This is a genomic window from Szabonella alba, assembly GCF_016765775.1.
Taxonomy (GTDB): Bacteria; Pseudomonadota; Alphaproteobacteria; order Rhodobacterales; family Rhodobacteraceae; genus Szabonella; species Szabonella alba.
In genome coordinates this window covers 509,132-522,930 of record NZ_JAESVN010000001.1, presented here as the reverse complement: position 1 = coordinate 522,930, position 13,799 = coordinate 509,132, and the positions used below count along the sequence as shown (strand labels likewise).

Genomic DNA, 13,799 nt, shown 5'->3' with positions numbered 1-13,799 from the left:
GGGGGCAGACAGCCCCCCTGCCCCGTTCAGCCAAGGATCACGGCTTCACCCCAGCGCATAACCCGCACCGCGCACCGTGCGCAGCGGATCCTCGCCGCCATGCTGCATCAGCACCTTGCGCAAACGGCCGATATGGACATCCACCGTGCGCGTATCGACATAGATATCGCGGCCCCAGACCCGGTCCAGCAACTGGTCGCGGCTCCAGACCCGGCCCGGTTTCTCCATGAAGGTCGTCAGCAGACGAAACTCGGTCGGTCCCAGTTTCAGCACCTTGTCGGCGCGATAGACCCGGTGGGTTTCGGTATCGAGACGGATATCGCCGAATTCCAGCACCAGCCCCACGGTCGAGGGGCGCGTCCGGCGCAGTTGCGCACGCACCCGCGCCATCAGTTCGACCACGGAATAGGGTTTGATGACATAGTCATCCGCCCCGGTTTCAAGCCCGCGCACCCGGTCCACCTCTTCGGCCCGGGCCGACAGCATGATGATCGCGATGCCGCGGGTTTCGGGGTTCATCTTCAGCCGACGACAAACCTCGATGCCCGAGACATTGGGCAGCATCCAGTCCAGCACGATGATGTCGGGCGTGGCTTCCTCGACCATCAGCATGGCCTCCTCGCCATCCACGGCCTGCACGACGCGGAAGCCCTCTGCCTCAAGGTTGTAGGACAGGACCTCGCGTTGCGCCGGCTCATCCTCGACCAGCAGGACCGTGGGTTGGCTGGCGGGCGACATCACTTCGCCCCCGGTGGCAACGCGGTCGAGGTGCGGTCATCCTTGGGCCGCGCCTCTTCGGGCAATGCACCCGAGACCAGATAGATCACCTGTTCCGCAATCCCGGTTGCATGGTCGCCCACGCGTTCGATATTCTTGGCGATGAAATGCAGATGCATGCAGGCGGTGATGTTGCGCGGGTCTTCCATCATATGGGTCAGGAACTCGCGGAACAGCGCGTTATACATCTGGTCCACTTCCGCATCGCGCAGCCGCACATCCGCCGCCAGCCGCGCATCGCGCTGCACGAAACTGTCCAGCGATTCACGCAGCAGCACTTCGACCGCCTTGGCCATGCGCCGGATCGCCCCGGCCGAACCGCTGATCGGCGACATCTGCGACAGGACCGACGACCGTTTCGCAAGGTTCTTGGCATAGTCGCCGCAGCGTTCAAGACTGGCGGCGATCTTCATCACCGTCAGCACCGTGCGCAGATCGCCCGCCGTCGGTGCGCGCAGCGCGATCAGGCGCGCAGCCTCGATATTGATCTGTTCCTCCAGCGCGTCGATGGCCTTGTCGCCCCGGCGCACCCGTTCGGCCAGATCGTCGTCGCGGGTTTCCAGCGCCTGCGCGGCATCCAGCAGTGCGGCCTCCACCAGTCCGCCCATCTTGAGCATCATGGCCTGAATCGCCTCAAGATCGCGGTCGAAAGCGCTGGCGATATGGGGTTCGGTCGTCATCATTTCTGCCTCCTCAGCCGATCCGGCCGGTGATATAGCTTTCGGTGCGCGGATCGCTGGGTTTGGTGAAGATCGCACCCGTCTCCCCATATTCGACCAGATTGCCAAGGTGGAAAAACGCCGTGCGCTGGCTGACACGGGCGGCCTGCTGCATGGAATGGGTCACGATCACCACCGAGAAGCTGGCGCGCAATTCGTCAATCAATTCCTCGACCTGCGCGGTCGCGATCGGATCCAGCGCCGAACAGGGTTCATCCATCAACAGAACCTCGGGCGAGGTGGCAATCGCCCGGGCGATGCAAAGCCGCTGCTGCTGGCCGCCCGACAGACCCGTGCCGCCCTCCTGCAGGCGGTCCTTGACCTCGTTCCACAGCGCCGCCTTGCGCAGCGAGGCTTCGACCACCTCATCCAGTTCGGCCTTGTTGCGGGTCAGGCCGTGGATACGCGGGCCGTAGGCCACATTGTCATAGATCGACTTGGGAAAGGGGTTCGGTTTCTGGAACACCATGCCGACCTTGGCGCGCAACTGCACCGGATCGACGCGGCGGTCATAGATATCTTCGCCATCCAGCAGGATCGTGCCTGAAACCTTCGCCACCGCCACCGTGTCATTCATCCGGTTCAGACAGCGCAGGAAGGTGGATTTGCCACAGCCCGAGGGGCCGATGAAGGCGGTCACGGTATTGTCGAGGATATCCACATCGACATCGCGCAGCGCATGTTTGTCACCATAATGGACCTGCACGCCGCGGGCGGAAATCTTGATGTTGCGGGTTTCCACGGCTCTCTCCACGATTCTCATATCATTCATAATCTTGGTGTCCTTACCAGCGGCGTTCAAAGCGGCGACGCAGCACGATGGCGATGATGTTCATGACCAGCAGGAAGGCCAAAAGCACGATGATCGCACCCGAAGACCTTTCAATGAAGGCCGGATCGGACCGCGAGGCCCAGGAATAGACCTGCACCGGCAGCGCGGTCGCGGGTTCCAGCATCCCGCCCTCCAGCGGTCCCGAGGGGTAATTGGCAACGAAGGCCACCATGCCGATCAGCAACAGCGGCGCTGTTTCCCCAAGGGCCGAGGCAAGGCCAAGGATGGTGCCGGTCAGGATGCCGGGGGCGGCCAGCGGCAGCACATGGTGAAACACGGTCTGCATCTTCGAGGCCCCGATCCCCAGCGCCGCATCGCGGATCGAGGGCGGCACCGCGCGGATTGCGGCCCGGGTCGCGATGATGATCGTGGGCAGCGTCATCAGCGTCAGCACCAGCGCCCCCACCAGCGGCGACGATTGCGGGAACTTCGCGAAATTGATGAAGATCGCAAGCCCGAGGATCCCATAGACGATGGACGGCACGGCGGCGAGGTTCGAGATATTGACCTCGATCAGATCGGTCCAGCGGTTCTTGGGCGCGAATTCTTCAAGATAGATCGAGGCGGCAACCCCGATGGGCAGCACGAAAACCGCGACCAGCAGCATCATATAGGCCGAACCGATGATCGCGATGCCCAGACCGGCCGCTTCGGGGCGCTGGTCAGAGGCGTCGGTATTGGTCAGGAATTTCCAGTTGAAGCCGACGGTCAGGATTCCGGCCTCACGCATCTGGTCGGCCAGTTCAAGCTGCGCGACCGAGATATTGGTATCGACCTGCGCGGTCTCCCGCGTGACGCGGCCCTTGAAATAGCCGTCGATCCGGCCCGTGGCAAAGCCTTTCACCTCAATCGTCTGTCCCAGCATATCAGGATTGGCAATGACCTGATTGCGCAGTTGCGCAGGCGTATCGCGTGAGATGAAGGCCGAAAGCTCGCGGTCGCTGACCTCACCGGTGTCGATGCCGCGGGCCTCCATATAGGATTTCAGCGCATCGTTCAGAAGGTTGGTATAGCCGATTGTCGTGACCTTCATCATGTCATCGCGCGCCCGATTGCCCTGCGGGTCCAGCCGTTCGGCATCCAGTGTGACGGCCATGGTCAAGCTGGTCTGGCGGAAGGCCGAGACCCCGTCGGAAAAGATCGTCCAAAGCATGATGAACAGCATCGAAAGGCTGATCATGATCGCCGCGACGCCGTAAAGACGGAACCGGGTTTCGGCCGCATTGCGGCGGCGCATCAGGGGATCGGCGGTCAGCAGAGAGGCCGATCTGCGGTCGGGTCCGGCGGACATTCCGCCTGCGGTCGCGTCGGTCATTCGTATTGCTCCCGATATTTGCGCACGATGTAGAGGGCGAAGACATTCAACCCCAGCGTGATGACGAACAGCGTCATGCCAAGGGCGAAGGCGACCAGCGTTTCAGGCGAGTTGAACTCGGTATCGCCGGTCAGCTGGCTGACGATCTTCACGGTGATGGTGGTCATCGCCTCGAAAGGGTTGAGGTCAAGCCGCGCGGCCGCCCCTGCCCCCATGGTGACGATCATCGTCTCACCGATGGCGCGGCTTGCGGCCAGCAGCACGGCGCCGACGATCCCCGGCAGGGCGGCGGGCAGGATCACCTGCCGCACGGTTTCGGACCGCGTGGCCCCCATGCCATAGGATCCGTCGCGCAACGATTGCGGCACCGCGTTGATGATGTCATCGGCCAGCGATGAGATGAAGGGAATGTTCAGAATGCCGATCACCAGACCGGCGGTCATCACCGACGACCCCGACGATCCCAGACCGCTGGGCACGGCCAGCCAGTCGCGGATCAGCGGGCCGACCGTGACCAGCGCGAACAGGCCGAACACGACGGTCGGAATCCCCGCGATGATCTCGATCAGCGGCTTGACGACCGACCGCACCCGGGCCGAGGCATATTCGGCCAGATAGATCGCGGTGAACAAGCCGATGGGCACGGCGACGATCATCGCCACAAGGCTGATATACAACGTGCCCCACAGCAGCGGCAGCAGTCCAAGTTCGCTGTTGCCCTGAAAATTGGGTGACCATGTCAGGCCGAAGAAGAAATCCGCAATCGGATACATCGAGGCAAAGCGGATGGTTTCCGACAACATCGACAGCACAATTCCGATGGTTGTCAGGATAGCAATGGTCGAGGCCAGCATCAGAAGCCCCAGAATCACGGTTTCAACCCGGTTGCGGGCGCGGAATTCGCCCTGCGTCAGGCGCAGGGCCCAAAGAAAGGCGACACCCGCAACCGCCAGCGTCAGCACCGTGCGCCACAGCGCCCCAGTCGCGGCCTGCGCGCGATAGGCCTGTGCGGCCTCCAGCACCTGCGGCGTCACCTCGGCCCCCAGCGCCACCCCGACCGAGGCCAGGCGGTCGCGCACAGATCCTGTATCGGTGCTCAGCGTCACCGACTCCTCGGCGTTCATCGCGCCCCGGGCCACGGCGGTATCCAGACCGGCGGCCACGCGGCGCACATCGGCCATCAGCAATGTGCGCTGTGCGGCATCCTCGAACTGTGCGGTGGGAAAGTAATTCGACAGGTTGCGCTCGATCACCATCGGCTGGGCGATGACCCAGAGCACGAGCACCGCCAACCCCGGCAGCACCCCCATGATGAACCCATGCCAGCCGTGATAGCCCGGCAGCGAGTGAAGCTGGCGCACATTGCCCTGCACCGAGGCCACAGCGCGCGCGCGGCACAGCACGAAGCCCGCAAGTCCGATGACCAGCAGGGCAAGGATCAGAATGAAAACCGACATCAGGAAATCCCCGGCCCGGATATCGGGCATTGTGGAAACGGCGTCCCGGTCAGACCGGGACGCCGCAGCAGGATCAGTTCAGCGGAGCCATCGGCGTGCGGTCAGCGACCATCGCCTGCGTCGCCGCCAGTTCCGGGTCGGACACCAGACCATATTGCGCCAGCGGACCATCCGGGCCGGCCATGTCATCGGACACGAAGAACTCGACATATTCCTGCAGGCCCGGGATCACATCGAGATGCGCCGTTTTGACGTAGAAGAACAGCGGACGCGACACCGGATATTCACCCGAGGCGATGGATTCCGTCGAGGGGACGACCCCGCCCATCGTGGCCACACGCAGCTTGTCGGTGTTGTTCTGGTAGAAGGACAGACCGAACACGCCCACAGCATCCTTGTCGGCATCCAGACGCGCCAGCGTCTCGGTATAGTCGCCGTCGATATCGACATTGCGGCCATCAGTGCGCAGCTTGGTGCATTCGCCATTGGCGGCGCGCTGCTTGGCACGGTCGTCATCCCCGGTTGCGACGGCCAGGAACAGGTCATAAGCGCCGGTTTCCTTGCAGCCGAGAAGGATCACGCGCTCGTCATAGACTTCACGGGTGCCGTGCTTGGTGCCGGGCGACAGAACAAGGATGTTCTGGGCGGGCAGATTCGTGTTGAATTCCGACCACTGGGCGTAGGTGTTCGGGACAATCGCGCCGTCCTTGGCGACCTGACCCGCGACTGCGTTGTAAAGGTCGCCGGGCGTGAAGGCGAATTCCGCGCCGTTCACGTCGGACGCGAACACGATGCCATCATAGCCGAAACGGACTTCCATGACCTCGCCCACGCCATTCGCGGCGCAGGTGTCAAGGTCGCGCTGCGTGATGCGCGAGGAGGAGTTGGCGATATCCACGGTGTTCGGGCCGACGCCTTCACACATCTTGGCGCGACCGGCACCCGAACCACCGCCTTCAACGACCGGTGCGGGAAAATCGAAGTTTTCACCGAAAGCTTCGGCGACGATGGTGGAATAGGGCAGAACGGTCGAGGAACCGGTGATCTGAACCTGATCGCGTGCGGCGGCAGCTCCGGCCGAAAGCGCGATCATCGCAATCGCCGAGGTGAGCATCTTATTCGTCATCACAGTCTCCTGTCTGGCATTGGCAGCCTTGTGGCCTGATCCGCTGCCTAATGATGGGCTGTGAACCTTGTGCAACATCCGTGTAACGGTTCCATGACAAGTGCCGGTTTGTCGGGCGCAATGCGGACGGGGTGAAGCCGGAAACAAGGGGAATCATGCCTTACCCAACGGCAGGATGACGCCCGCCTGGCCTCAAAAATCCGGCAATGCTGCGCTTCATCTGCGCGAATCGGGGCGATTCGGGGGGCCGGTGCTGCAGGCAACCGCAGTACCGGCCCCATAGGGGAATCACCCTGTGGCGGGCTGATCAGTGGCGGCCCAGCGATATTGCGCATCGGTTTCGACCGCACAGGGCCGGACTGCACGCAGCCGGGCCAGTGCAGGCAGGGGCGCCTCGCCCGTCTCGACCATCAGCCGCAGCGCAATCATCCCCGTCCGCCCGCATCCCGCGCGGCAATGGATCACGACCCGCCCGCCGGTTGCCAGCCGCGCCCGGATCCGCGCCGACAGCACGGGCCATGCGGCATCGGGGCCGGGCGTTCCGAAATCGGCAACCGGCAGATGAAGCCAGCCGATCTTGCCCGCCGCCAACCGTGGCGGCAGATCCGAACCGCCCAGTAGTGCCATTTCCTCCAGCGGGGTCAGGCTGAGCACCAGATCGGGTCGCCAGTGCAGCAACCGCGCCAGTGCCTCACCCGGCGCAGGAAAGGCCGTCAGCCCCAGCCATCCCCCGGCCAGCGCAAGCGTGGTGATCCCGGGCGCTTCCCCCTCCATCACGCCCTTCCCCGCATCGCGGCCCCCAGAACGGACCACAGCAGATAGCACAGCACCAGCAGCGTCACCGCCAGCGGCACCTGCCCCACACGGCGCATTGGATGACCGGCGTGCAGCGTCCCGGCAAAGCGCCAGCAGATCACCGCCGCCATCGCCGCCATCAGTTGCGCCGCCACAACGGCCAGCCCGTGCCCGATGGCGCCATCGGGCGTGCCACTGGCCCCGGCCATGGCGCGCAGCACCAGCGAGCCGCCGAACAGCACCGCCCAGAGGACCAGCATGAACCGGACCGATTGCACCTTCGACATCGCGCTGACCCGCTGTTTCCGTCGGCTCCAAGCCTAGCGGTTTCCGCCGCCGGGGAAAGCGGCTTTCCGCAGGTCGCAGCCTTTGGCAGGCCCCGGGTCGGGTGGACGCGGGGACTGTCCCGGCCTAACGTGACGCGGTATCGAATCTTCCGGAAGCGCATGACCGACAGCCCCCCCATGACCGCGCCGCCTGCCTATCAGGTTCTGGCCCGGAAATACCGCCCCGCCACCTTTGCCGATCTGATCGGGCAAGAGGCGATGGTGCGCACGCTGAAAAACGCCTTTGCCGCCGACCGGATCGCCCATGCCTTCATGCTGACGGGCGTGCGGGGGGTGGGCAAGACGACAACGGCGCGGATCGTGGCCAAGGGGCTGAACTGCATCGGCCCTGATGGAACCGGCGGCCCGACAACCGAACCCTGCGGGGTCTGTGAGCCCTGCCGCGCGATAGCCGAAGGCCGGCATGTCGATGTGCTGGAAATGGATGCGGCCTCGAATACCGGGGTGGCCAATATCCGCGAAGTCATTGATTCCGTTCACTACCGGGCGGCCTCGGCGCGCTACAAGATCTATATCATCGACGAGGTCCACATGCTGTCCACCGGCGCGTTCAACGCGCTGCTGAAGACGCTTGAGGAACCGCCCGCCCATGTGAAATTCATTTTCGCCACCACCGAGATCCGCAAGGTTCCGGTCACCGTGCTGTCACGCTGCCAGCGATTTGATCTGCGCCGGATTGAACCAGAGGTGATGATGACCCATCTTGCCCGCGTGGCCGGGCTGGAGGGCGCAAGCCTTGCCCCCGAGGCGCTGGCCTTGATCACCCGCGCCGCCGAAGGATCTGTCCGCGATGCAATGAGCCTGATGGATCAGGCGATTGCCCATGGTGCGGGCGAAACCAGCGCCGAACAGGTCCGCGCCATGCTGGGGCTAGCCGACCGGGGCCGCACGCTGGATCTCTTTGACATGGTGTTGCGGGGCGATGCGGCGGCGGCACTGGCGGAACTGTCGGGCCAATATGCCGCCGGGGCCGATCCGATGGCGGTGCTGCGCGATCTGGCGGAAATCGCGCATTGGGTTTCCGTACTGAAAATCACGCCCGAGGCCGCCGATGACCCGACCACGCCCCCCGATGAACGCACGCGCGGGCTGGACATGGCTGGCCGTCTGCCGATGCGGGTGCTGTCGCGGCTGTGGCAGATGCTGCTCAAGGCGCTGGAAGAGGTGGGGATCGCGCCCAATGCGATGATGGCCGCCGAGATGGCGGTGATCCGCATGACCCATGTGGCCGATCTGCCCGATCCCGAAACCCTGATCCGCCGCCTGCAATCCGAGGCCCCGCCGCCTGCCCCGCCCCCCAACCCGCCTGCGGGCGGCGGCGCCCCGGCAGGGGGCGGCGGGGGCGGGATGACCCATGCGGCGCGAACGGGTGCCATGGGCCCCGCGATGGCCCCGCCGCGCGGCCCGGCGATGGGCGCCACGATGTCGGGCGCGCAACCGGCACTCGCCGCGCAGGAGGCCCCGGGGCTGGCCGGTTTTGTCAGTTTCGATCATGTCGTCGACCTGATCCGCGACCGGCGCGACGTGAAACTGCTGGTCGAGGTAGAAACCTGCCTGCGGCTGGCGAAATATTCGCCCGGGCGGATCGAGTTCCAGCCGACCGACGACGCGCCGCGCGATCTGGCCGCCCGTCTGGCGCAGCAATTGCAGAACTGGACCCGCAGCCGCTGGGCCGTCACGCTGGTCAATTCGGGCGGTGCGGCGACCATCGCCCAAACCCGCGACGGCGATGAGGCGGCAGCCCGCGCGCGGGTGATGGCGGAAAATCCGCTGGTGCAGGCGGTGATCGCGGCCTTTCCGGGCGCGAAGATCCGCGAGATCCGCAAACCGCAGATCGAGGCCGCCGCCGAGGCCCTGCCGGAGGTCGAGGATGAATGGGATCCGTTCGAAGAGGGCTGAACCCGGAACGGAACAGGGCTGCATGGCCGTCAGGGCCGCAGGAAACGATGGAGAGGCAGAATGCTGAAAGGTTTGGGCGGGCTTGGCGATATGGCCAAGATGATGAAGACCGCACAGGAAATGCAGACGAAGATGGCGCAGATGCAGGACGATCTGGCCAGCATCGTCGTGATCGGCGAAAGCGGTGCGGGACTGGTGCGCGCCCGTGCCACCGCCAAGGGTGAACTGACAGGGCTTGAGATCGACCCTTCGATCTTCGTCGCCTCGGAAAAGGAAGTGGTCGAGGATCTGATCCTTGCCGCAATCAAGGATGCACAGGGCAAAGCTGCCGAACGCTCGCGCAGCGAGATGGAAAAGCTGACCGAAGGGCTGGGTCTGCCGCCGGGCATGAAACTGCCCTTCTGAACGATGCAGATCTGACAAATGACCGAAACGCCGCGCGATATCGAACATCTGATCGACCTGATGGCCCGGCTGCCCGGTCTCGGGCCGCGTTCGGCCCGGCGTGCGGTGCTGCTGCTGTTGAAGAAACGCGGCTCGGTGATGGAACCCTTGGCCCGCGCCATGGCGCAGGTGGCCCAAAGCGCGCGCGAATGCACGATCTGCGGCAATATCGGCGCGGGCGAGATCTGCGCGATCTGCGCCGATCCGGCCCGGGAGACGGGCGAGATCTGCGTGGTCGAGGATGTTGCCGATCTTTGGGCGATGGAACGCGGCGGCGCCTTCAAGGGGCGTTATCATGTGCTGGGCGGCACCCTGTCGCCGCTGGACGCGGTCGGGCCCGATGAACTGCGCATCCCCGAATTGCTGACCCGGGTGCAGCAGGAAGGCCAGCGTGAGGTGATCCTTGCGCTGAATGCCACCGTCGACGGCCAGACCACCGCGCATTACATCGCCGAGGCGCTGGAGCCTTCGGGGGTTGAGGTCAGTTCACTGGCCCGGGGCGTGCCCGTGGGCGGAGAACTGGATTACCTTGACGATGGCACGATCGGGGCCGCCTTGCGCGCGCGGCGCAAGCTCTGACCGCCAAGCGCTGATCCTGTCCGCCCGGAACGGCAAAGGCCCCGGAGCGCTCCGGGGCCTTTGTGCATTTCCTGGCTTGGCGCGGATCATGCGACCCGAAACCTACCCTGCGCCCCGGGATCACCGGACCGGGCTGTCCTCGTCGTCCTCATCCTCATCCGCTTCGGGCAGGTTGAAGAAGCTGTCGGCATCCGAATAATCGGCTGCCTTTTCTTCCTGCTCGCTCAGCGAGAAGTTTTCCAGCCCGGCGATGGAAGACGGGATCTTCGGCTCGGGTGCCATGCCAAGGCTTTGTTCGGTGGACACCAGCTTGCGCCGTTCGTCATCCGACATGACCGACCCTTCGGAGGCCTTGCGCCGTGCGGCCACCTGCACGGCGGCATCCAGTTCCGACTGGCGGCACAGGCCCAAGGCAACTGGGTCAATGGGGCTGATATTGGCAATGTTCCAGTGGCTCCGTTCCCGGATCGACTGAATCGTGGGCTTGGTGGTGCCGACCAGCTTGCCCACCTGACCATCGGTCAGTTCGGGGTGGAACTTCACCAGCCACAGGATTGCCGCCGGGCGGTCCTGCCGCTTGGACAGCGGGGTGTAACGCGGGCCGCGGCGTTTTTCCTCACCCACGGCGGCCGCGTTGTATTTCAGCTTCAGCCGATAGGACGGATTGGCCTGACCGCGCTCGATCTCGATCGCTTCAAGCTGGTTGTTGGCCACGGGATCGAAGCCCTTGACCCCGGTCGCCACGTCGCCATCGGCGATGCCCTGCACTTCCAGTTCATGCATTCCGCAGAAATCCGCGACCTGCTGGAAGGTCAGGGTCGTGTTGTCCACCAGCCAGACGGCGGTCGCCTTGGACATCAGGGGTTTCGACATCGGGACACTCCTTTACAATTCCTCCCCATGCCGGGAAAACGGCTGCGGGCAGGGCCTCGCGTCTTCTCGTTTTCGGGGAAGTCCGGGCTGCATATAATGGCTGAACGGGCCGGAGGAAAGAGAAAATGCGTCTATTTGCGGTAGTGGCAGGGATTGTCACGCTTTTGGCAGGTCCGGTAGCAGCGCAACCGGACCGGGCGGGGGATTTCGACTATTATGTGATGGCACTCAGTTGGTCATCCAACTGGTGCGCGCTGGAGGGTGACGCGCGTGGCGAGGACCAGTGCCTTCCGGGCCGCGATCTGGGATTCACCCTGCACGGGCTCTGGCCGCAGCACGAAACCGGCTGGCCGGAATGGTGCCGCACGGGCCAGCGTGACCCGTCCCGCCGCGAAAGTGCCGCCATGGCCGATATCATGGGCAGCGGCGGGCTGGCCTGGTATCAGTGGAAAAAACATGGCCGCTGCAGCGGGTTGCCCCCGCAGGATTATTTCGCCCTGTCGCGCGACGCGTTTGATGCCGTTCGGATGCCCGAGGTGTTTTCCAAGGTCACGCAGGATCTGGAGCTGCCCGCCCGCGTGATCGAGGATGCCTTTCTTGAGGCCGATCCCCGGCTGACCCGCGACATGGTCACGGTGACCTGCCGCGCAGGGTTGGTTCAGGAGGTGCGCATCTGCCTGACCCGCGACCTTGAGCCGCGCGACTGCGGGCGTGATGTGCGGCGGGACTGCACCCTGCCCGATGCCGGGCTGAACGCGCTGCGCTGATTGCATCGCGGCAGTTTCGGTGCGTCTGCGCCAAAGATTTTCCCCTGTCGGTTGCGCGATTCCATGCCATATTGCGCGCATCGAAAGCGCCGCACCCGCCACTGGGGCCTGCGGCATGTCACAACACGCAAAGAGCCGGAAAAGGCATAGCAAGGGACAGAGACCATGCTTCAGGAATTCAAGGCCTTCATCGCCAAGGGCAATGTGATGGATCTGGCGGTCGGCATCATCATCGGTGCCGCCTTCACTGCGATCGTCAGTTCACTGGTCGGCGATCTGATCAACCCGATCATCGGTCTGATCCTCGGCGGGATCGACTTCACCAACATGTATGTCGTGATGAGCGGCACCGTGCCTGACAATGTCGGGCTGGAAACCGCGCGCGAATCCGGGGCCGCCGTCTTTGCCTATGGCGCCTTCATCACCGCCTGTATCAACTTCCTGATCATCGCCTTCGTGGTCTTCATGCTGGTCAAATTCGTGAACCGCATCAAGGATTCGGCCGTGAAGAAAGATCAGGCCGTGCCCTCTGCGCCCTCGGGCCCGACGCAAGAGGAACTGCTGACCCAGATCCGCGACCTGCTGGCGGCCAAGAGCTGATCCACCGGAACCGGCCCTGAAATCCACCCGCCGGAACGGTCCGGCGGGCGTTTTTCGTTCAGGCGGCGCGCAGCGCCTCTTGCGGGTCCTGCACGGGCAGGCCCAGCGCCTCCCCCACCGCGGCATAGGTCAGCTTGCCCGCATGGGTGTTGAGGCCCGCCAGCAGATGCGGGTCATCAGCGCAGGCCTGCCGCCAGCCCTTGTCGGCCAGCGCCAGCAGGAAGGGCAGCGTCGCATTGCCCAGTGCCAGCGTCGAGGTGCGCGCCACCGCCCCCGGCATATTGGCCACGCAGTAATGCATGATGCCATCCACGTCATAGACCGGATCCTCATGCGTGGTGGCGCGGGAGGTCTCGAAACAACCGCCCTGATCAATGGCGACATCGACCAGCGCCGCGCCGGGTTTCAGATCGGCGAGCTGCGCGCGGGAAATCAGCTTGGGCGCCGCCGCGCCGGGGATCAGCACCGCGCCGATGATCATATCCGCCTCGCGCGCCAGATCGGCGGTGCGGCCCGCCGTGGCATAGCCGGTCCTGAACTGTCCGCCGAACACATCATCAAGATAGCGCAGCCGGATCAGCGAACGGTCCAGCACGGTTACCTCCGCGCCCATTCCGGCGGCGATCCGGGCGGCATGGGTGCCCACGACCCCGCCGCCGATGACCAGCACCCGTGCGGGCCCCACGCCGGGCACGCCGCCCATCAGAACCCCGCGCCCGCCATTGGCCTTTTGCAGCGTCCATGCCCCGACCTGCGGCGCAAGACGGCCCGCCACCTCGGACATCGGGGCCAGCAGCGGCAGCCCGCCCTGACGGTCGGTCACGGTCTCATAGGCGATTGCCGTCACGCCGCTGTCCAGCAGATCACGCGTCTGGTCGGGATCGGGGGCCAGATGCAGATAGGTGAACAGCACCTGACCGGCGCGCAGGCGCTTGCGTTCTACGGCCTGCGGTTCCTTCACCTTCACCACCATTTCCGCCTCGGCAAAGACCTGTTCGGCCGTTTCCGCAATGGCGGCACCCGCCGCGCGGTAATCGTCATCGGTAAATCCCGCGCCAAGCCCGGCTGCGGTCTCGATCAGCACCTTGTGGCCATGGGCCACGGCCTCATGCGCAGCATCGGGCGTCATGCCGACCCGGAATTCCTGTGGCTTGATCTCTTTGGGACAACCGATCAGCATTTTGTTTCTCCCTGTTGTGCTTCTCCTTCCATCCTTGCGCGCATCAAGAGGGATTGCTTTGAATTCTCGGGCGCGTCATTCTGCGTTTG

General features: G+C 64.5%; 15 protein-coding genes. 5 read left to right on the top strand and 10 right to left on the bottom strand.

Translation table 11 applies throughout. From position 1 onward, the window contains the following. Window positions 1-45: 45 nt before the first annotated feature. From phoB to JL811_RS02390, 8 genes are all read right to left on the bottom strand, one after another. On the bottom strand, window positions 46-738 hold the full coding sequence (phoB, locus tag JL811_RS02425) for a phosphate regulon transcriptional regulator PhoB (protein ID WP_202686714.1): 693 nt from the start codon (window positions 736-738) through the stop codon (window positions 46-48). After that, window positions 738-1,457, bottom strand: coding sequence for a phosphate signaling complex protein PhoU (phoU, locus tag JL811_RS02420; RefSeq protein ID WP_202687178.1), 720 nt, complete (start codon window positions 1,455-1,457; stop codon window positions 738-740). Before phoU ends, phoB begins: the two co-directional genes overlap by 1 nt. A 13-nt stretch (window positions 1,458-1,470) precedes the next feature. After that, a complete protein-coding gene (gene pstB / locus JL811_RS02415) occupies window positions 1,471-2,268 on the bottom strand; it encodes a phosphate ABC transporter ATP-binding protein PstB (protein ID WP_202686713.1) in 798 nt (265 codons plus the stop codon). A gap of 13 nt (window positions 2,269-2,281) precedes the next feature. Next, window positions 2,282-3,643 (bottom strand): phosphate ABC transporter permease PstA, encoded by a 1,362-nt coding sequence (gene pstA, locus JL811_RS02410; RefSeq protein WP_202686712.1) that lies wholly within the window; start codon window positions 3,641-3,643, stop codon window positions 2,282-2,284. Further along, the gene (pstC, locus tag JL811_RS02405) at window positions 3,640-5,100 is read right to left on the bottom strand and encodes a phosphate ABC transporter permease subunit PstC (protein ID WP_202686711.1); all 1,461 of its coding nucleotides are present in this window, start codon (window positions 5,098-5,100) and stop codon (window positions 3,640-3,642) included. The genes pstA and pstC overlap by 4 nt, the downstream gene beginning before the upstream one ends. Window positions 5,101-5,173: 73 nt before the next feature. Next, entirely contained in the window at window positions 5,174-6,226 is a 1,053-nt protein-coding gene (locus tag JL811_RS02400) for a substrate-binding domain-containing protein (RefSeq protein ID WP_237684736.1), read from the bottom strand. Window positions 6,227-6,514: 288 nt separating this feature from the next. Then, window positions 6,515-7,000, bottom strand: coding sequence for a phosphatase domain-containing putative toxin (locus tag JL811_RS02395; protein ID WP_202686709.1), 486 nt, complete (start codon window positions 6,998-7,000; stop codon window positions 6,515-6,517). Further along, window positions 7,000-7,308, bottom strand: a complete 309-nt coding sequence (locus tag JL811_RS02390; protein WP_202686708.1) for a hypothetical protein — start codon at window positions 7,306-7,308, stop codon at window positions 7,000-7,002. Before JL811_RS02390 ends, JL811_RS02395 begins: the two co-directional genes overlap by 1 nt. A gap of 159 nt (window positions 7,309-7,467) precedes the next feature. On the opposite strand from JL811_RS02390, the gene JL811_RS02385 reads away from it, so the two are divergent. Genes JL811_RS02385 through recR form a run of 3 tightly spaced genes read left to right on the top strand, consistent with a single transcriptional unit; the run spans window position 7,468 to window position 10,290 of the window. Next, a complete protein-coding gene (locus JL811_RS02385) occupies window positions 7,468-9,267 on the top strand; it encodes a DNA polymerase III subunit gamma/tau (RefSeq protein ID WP_202686707.1) in 1,800 nt (599 codons plus the stop codon). A gap of 60 nt (window positions 9,268-9,327) precedes the next feature. Then, on the top strand, window positions 9,328-9,672 hold the full coding sequence (locus JL811_RS02380) for a YbaB/EbfC family nucleoid-associated protein (protein ID WP_202686706.1): 345 nt from the start codon (window positions 9,328-9,330) through the stop codon (window positions 9,670-9,672). A gap of 18 nt (window positions 9,673-9,690) precedes the next feature. Beyond that, window positions 9,691-10,290 carry a recombination mediator RecR gene (gene recR, locus JL811_RS02375; RefSeq protein ID WP_202686705.1) on the top strand — a complete coding sequence of 200 codons (600 nt, stop codon included), beginning with the start codon at window positions 9,691-9,693 and terminating at the stop codon, window positions 10,288-10,290. 120 nt (window positions 10,291-10,410) lie between these two features. On the opposite strand, the gene JL811_RS02370 is transcribed toward recR, so the two are convergent. Further along, window positions 10,411-11,163: a DUF1013 domain-containing protein gene (locus JL811_RS02370; protein WP_202686704.1), complete on the bottom strand. Its 753-nt coding sequence runs from the start codon at window positions 11,161-11,163 to the stop codon at window positions 10,411-10,413. Between the two features lie 125 nt (window positions 11,164-11,288). On the opposite strand from JL811_RS02370, the gene JL811_RS02365 reads away from it, so the two are divergent. Both JL811_RS02365 and mscL read left to right on the top strand, forming a co-directional pair. Further along, window positions 11,289-11,930 carry a ribonuclease T2 family protein gene (locus JL811_RS02365; protein ID WP_202686703.1) on the top strand — a complete coding sequence of 214 codons (642 nt, stop codon included), beginning with the start codon at window positions 11,289-11,291 and terminating at the stop codon, window positions 11,928-11,930. 165 nt (window positions 11,931-12,095) lie between these two features. Further along, the gene (gene mscL / locus JL811_RS02360; RefSeq protein WP_202686702.1) at window positions 12,096-12,530 is read left to right on the top strand and encodes a large conductance mechanosensitive channel protein MscL; all 435 of its coding nucleotides are present in this window, start codon (window positions 12,096-12,098) and stop codon (window positions 12,528-12,530) included. A gap of 58 nt (window positions 12,531-12,588) precedes the next feature. Here the strand turns inward: mscL and ald are convergent, their stop codons facing one another. Continuing rightward, window positions 12,589-13,710: an alanine dehydrogenase gene (gene ald, locus JL811_RS02355; protein ID WP_202686701.1), complete on the bottom strand. Its 1,122-nt coding sequence runs from the start codon at window positions 13,708-13,710 to the stop codon at window positions 12,589-12,591. Window positions 13,711-13,799 lie beyond the last annotated feature (89 nt).

What these genes read in the sequence shown, in the direction of transcription:
- phoU (WP_202687178.1), bottom strand. Translation starts at nt 1,457, where the DNA reads ATGACGACCGAACCCCATATCGCCAGCGCTTTCGACCGCGATCTTGAG.
- pstC (WP_202686711.1), bottom strand. Translation starts at nt 5,100, where the DNA reads ATGTCGGTTTTCATTCTGATCCTTGCCCTGCTGGTCATCGGACTTGCG.
- JL811_RS02385 (WP_202686707.1), top strand. Translation starts at nt 7,468, where the DNA reads ATGACCGACAGCCCCCCCATGACCGCGCCGCCTGCCTATCAGGTTCTG.
- JL811_RS02380 (WP_202686706.1), top strand. Translation starts at nt 9,328, where the DNA reads ATGCTGAAAGGTTTGGGCGGGCTTGGCGATATGGCCAAGATGATGAAG.
- ald (WP_202686701.1), bottom strand. Translation starts at nt 13,710, where the DNA reads ATGCTGATCGGTTGTCCCAAAGAGATCAAGCCACAGGAATTCCGGGTC.
- pstA (WP_202686712.1), bottom strand. Translation starts at nt 3,643, where the DNA reads ATGACCGACGCGACCGCAGGCGGAATGTCCGCCGGACCCGACCGCAGA.
- JL811_RS02370 (WP_202686704.1), bottom strand. Translation starts at nt 11,163, where the DNA reads ATGTCGAAACCCCTGATGTCCAAGGCGACCGCCGTCTGGCTGGTGGAC.
- phoB (WP_202686714.1), bottom strand. Translation starts at nt 738, where the DNA reads ATGTCGCCCGCCAGCCAACCCACGGTCCTGCTGGTCGAGGATGAGCCG.
- JL811_RS02390 (WP_202686708.1), bottom strand. Translation starts at nt 7,308, where the DNA reads ATGTCGAAGGTGCAATCGGTCCGGTTCATGCTGGTCCTCTGGGCGGTG.
- JL811_RS02365 (WP_202686703.1), top strand. Translation starts at nt 11,289, where the DNA reads ATGCGTCTATTTGCGGTAGTGGCAGGGATTGTCACGCTTTTGGCAGGT.
- pstB (WP_202686713.1), bottom strand. Translation starts at nt 2,268, where the DNA reads ATGAATGATATGAGAATCGTGGAGAGAGCCGTGGAAACCCGCAACATC.
- JL811_RS02395 (WP_202686709.1), bottom strand. Translation starts at nt 7,000, where the DNA reads ATGGAGGGGGAAGCGCCCGGGATCACCACGCTTGCGCTGGCCGGGGGA.
- JL811_RS02400 (WP_237684736.1), bottom strand. Translation starts at nt 6,226, where the DNA reads ATGACGAATAAGATGCTCACCTCGGCGATTGCGATGATCGCGCTTTCG.
- mscL (WP_202686702.1), top strand. Translation starts at nt 12,096, where the DNA reads ATGCTTCAGGAATTCAAGGCCTTCATCGCCAAGGGCAATGTGATGGAT.
- recR (WP_202686705.1), top strand. Translation starts at nt 9,691, where the DNA reads ATGACCGAAACGCCGCGCGATATCGAACATCTGATCGACCTGATGGCC.